This window comes from Streptomyces himastatinicus ATCC 53653, from assembly GCF_000158915.1.
Taxonomy (GTDB): domain Bacteria; phylum Actinomycetota; class Actinomycetes; order Streptomycetales; family Streptomycetaceae; genus Streptomyces; species Streptomyces himastatinicus.
In genome coordinates this window covers 1,705,595-1,708,844 of sequence record NZ_GG657754.1, presented here as the reverse complement: position 1 = coordinate 1,708,844, position 3,250 = coordinate 1,705,595, and the positions used below count along the sequence as shown (strand labels likewise).

At 70.2% G+C, this 3,250-nt stretch carries 4 protein-coding genes; 2 read left to right on the top strand and 2 right to left on the bottom strand.

The genetic code is table 11. The annotated features are described in order from the left end of the window. Positions 1 to 501 (bottom strand): PucR family transcriptional regulator ligand-binding domain-containing protein (locus SSOG_RS06640; RefSeq protein WP_039936737.1); only part of this gene is annotated, 501 nt, incomplete at its 3' end. A 161-nt stretch (positions 502 to 662) separates the two neighbouring features. Here SSOG_RS06640 and SSOG_RS06635 point away from each other — a divergent pair. Beyond that, positions 663 to 2,135, top strand: coding sequence for a sodium:solute symporter family protein (locus SSOG_RS06635; protein ID WP_039936735.1), 1,473 nt, complete (start codon positions 663 to 665; stop codon positions 2,133 to 2,135). A 47-nt stretch (positions 2,136 to 2,182) separates the two neighbouring features. Continuing rightward, positions 2,183 to 2,977 carry a class II aldolase/adducin family protein gene (locus SSOG_RS06630; RefSeq protein ID WP_009713440.1) on the top strand — a complete coding sequence of 265 codons (795 nt, stop codon included), beginning with the start codon at positions 2,183 to 2,185 and terminating at the stop codon, positions 2,975 to 2,977. Positions 2,978 to 3,010: 33 nt separating this feature from the next. Here the strand turns inward: SSOG_RS06630 and SSOG_RS06625 are convergent. Then, a partial coding sequence (locus SSOG_RS06625) for a DUF5997 family protein (protein WP_039936734.1) occupies positions 3,011 to 3,250 on the bottom strand: 240 nt, incomplete at its 5' end.

The window sequence follows — 3,250 nt, the reverse complement described above, 5'->3', positions numbered from 1 at the left end:
CGCGGTGAGCTGGGTGAGCACGGCCTGAAGCGCGTCCGGACGGGCGGCGGCCGAGGCGAGGGCCGACTGCGCCTGCGAGACCTTCTTCAGGTCGCGGTTGCGGGCCTCGGCGATGGCGGCGTACGTCGCCCGGCCGACGGCGACGAACGGGGTGGGCGGCGGCAGCCGCAGCAGCGGCAGTCCATGGCGGTCGCACGCGGCGATGAGCTCGGCCGGTATCTCCTCGTGCACCGGGGCGACGCCGAAGCCGAGGGCGGCGACCCCGGCCGCCACCACGCGCGCCACATAGGTGTCGATGCCGTTCGCGTCGGGCGGCAGCCGCACTCCGGCGGTGAGGAGGAGTTCACCGCCGACGAGATAGGGCGTGGGGTCCTCGATCTCGGTGGTGCCGACCGTGCCGATGCGCCGGTCCTCGGCGGGACCGGCGACCTGGCGCAGCCCCAGCGAGGGATCGGCGAGCAGCACACTGAGGTGGATGGACGGTGGGTCGTGCTCGGTCACAAGGCAGGGATCCTCTCATCCCGCGGCACCGCGCCGGGGTGTCGGATTCGTCCAACGGACGGTTTCACATCGGACGGATCCGCGGGTTCAGCGCCAGTGTGCACCGTGGATAAGGTCACGCATCACCCCCCCCGCCACGCCGCTCTGCTTCGGAGGACCTGATGGCCGTCGACTACCTCGTCATGCTCGGATATCTGCTGGCCATCGTCGGTGTCGGCTGGTGGGGCAAGAGACTCGCCGCCTCCAAGAGCGACTTCCTGGTCGCCGGGCGGCGGCTGGGCCCGCTGATGTACACGGGCACGATGGCCGCCGTCGTCCTCGGCGGCGCCTCCACCATCGGCGGGGTACGCCTGGGCTACACCTACGGCCTCTCGGGTGCCGCGATGGTGTTCGCCATCGGGCTGGGACTGCTGGCCCTCAGCGTGTTCTTCTCCGCCCGGATCGCCCGGCTGCGCGTCTACACCGTCGCCGAAATGCTCTCCCTGCGCTACGGCGACGCCGCGAGCGTCATCTCGGGCGTGGTGATGTGGGTCTACACCCTGATGCTGGCGGTGACCTCGACGATCGCGTACGCCAGCGTCTTCGACGTGCTCTTCGACGTGCCGCGCTGGGCCGCGGTCGTCATCGGCGGGACCATCGTCGTGGGCTACTCGGCGCTCGGCGGCATGTGGTCCATCACGCTCACCGATATGGTGCAGTTCGTGATCAAGAGCGTGGGCGTGCTCGTCCTGCTGCTGCCCATCGCGGTGATCAAGGCCGGCGGATTCTCGGAGATGGCGGACCGGCTGCCGCACGGCTACCTCTCCCCGACCTCCATCGGCGGGCAGACCATCTTCACCTATGTGCTGATCTACACGTTCGGCATGCTGATCGGGCAGGACATCTGGCAGCGGGTCTTCACCGCCCGCAACGACCGGGTGGCCACCTGGGGCGGTACGGCCGCCGGGATCTACTGTCTCGTCTACGCCCTGGCCGGGGCGTTCATCGGCATGGCGACCAAGGCGCTGTACCCGCATCTGGCCAGTGCCGACCAGGCGTTCGCCACCATCGTCCAGCACACCCTGCCCACCGGTATCAGGGGGCTCGTCCTCGCCGCCGCCCTGTCGGCGATGATGTCCACCGCCAGCGGTGCCCTGATCGCCTCGGCCACGGTCGCCAACAACGACATCTGGGCCCGGCTGCGGCGTCGCACCACGGGGGCCACGGACGCCCCGGACGATCGCGACGAGATCCGCTCGAACCGGCTGGCCATCGTCGTCCTCGGTGTGACCGCCATCGTCATCGCCTGTCTCCTGGGCGATGTCCTCGCCGCGCTCACCGTCGCCTACAACCTGCTGGTCGGCGGCCTGCTGGTGCCCATCCTCGGCGGTCTGGTGTGGAAGCGCGGCAATCTGCCCGGTGCCCTGGCCGCGATGATCGCGGGCGGCCTCACGGTGATCACGCTCATGGTGGTCGAGGGGCTGCTCGCCAACGAGCCGATCTACTTCGGCCTGCTCGCCGCCCTCGTCGCCTACGTGGCCGTCAGCCTCGCCACCAAGCCGACCGAGCAGGCCGCGGTCGACGCCTGGCGCCGCCGCGTGGCGGGCGAACCGGCCACCGCGCCCGAAGCCGTACCCGCGCCCGCGACCGTCTGAGACGGATCGACACCTCCGTCACCCCCACGACCCAAGGAACTCATCCCGTGACCGCTTCGACGCCCCACTACACCGCTCCGGCCGCACCGGACACTGACGCCGAGGAGCCGCGGCTGCGCCGCGAACTCGCCGCGGTCTACCGCCTGGTGGCGCACTTCCGGATGACCGACCTGATCTTCACGCACATCAGCGCCCGCGTCCCCGGCCCCGAACACCACTTCCTGATCAACCCCTACGGTCTCCTCTTCGAGGAGATCACCGCGTCGAACCTCGTCAAGGTCGACCTGTCCGGCCACCCCGTCGAGGAGACCCCGCACCCCGTCAACCCCGCCGGGTTCGTCATCCACAGCGCCGTCCACGCCTCCCGGCCCGACGCCCACTGCGTGCTGCACACCCACACCAAGGCCGGTTGCGCCGTCGCCGCCCAGGAGGAGGGCCTGCTGCCGCTCAACCAGATCTCCATGGAGTTCTACGGCAGGCTCGGCTACCACGACTACGAGGGCGTCGCCCTCAACCTCGCCGAACAACAGCGGCTCGTCGCCGATCTCGCCGGTCACCCGGCGATGATCCTGCGCAACCACGGCCTGCTGACCGTCGGGGAAACCCCCGCCCAGGCGTTCCTGCGCATGTACTACCTGGACAAGGCGTGCGAGATCCAGGTCGCGGCGACGGCCGGGGGCGCGAAGCTCGTCATGCCGCCGCCGGACATCCGTGAACTGACGGCGCGTCAGCTCGCGGGCGAGGACGAGGGCTCCGACCTCCAGGACGACAAGGCGTACGACCTGGCCTGGTCGGCGCTGCTGCGGCTCGTGGAGCGCGTCGCTCCCGACTACAAGGACTGAAGAAGGGCTGAACGGGCTGAAGGGCGGAAAGGGTCAGGAGCGCGGCGGGCCGGACTGGGCGTCGCGCTCCGCCTTCTCCGCCTTCTCAGCTTTCTCGGCGTGCTTCTCCTTGATCCGCACCGCTTCCTTGCGCACCTCGGCCTGGGTGGCGCGCTCCTTCTCCAGCCACTCGGGGCGCTCCTCCTTCAGGGCCTCGATCTGCTCGGTGGTGAGGGCCTCGGTGATGCCGCCGCGCGCCAGACCCGAGATGGAGGTGCCCAGCTTCGCCGCGAC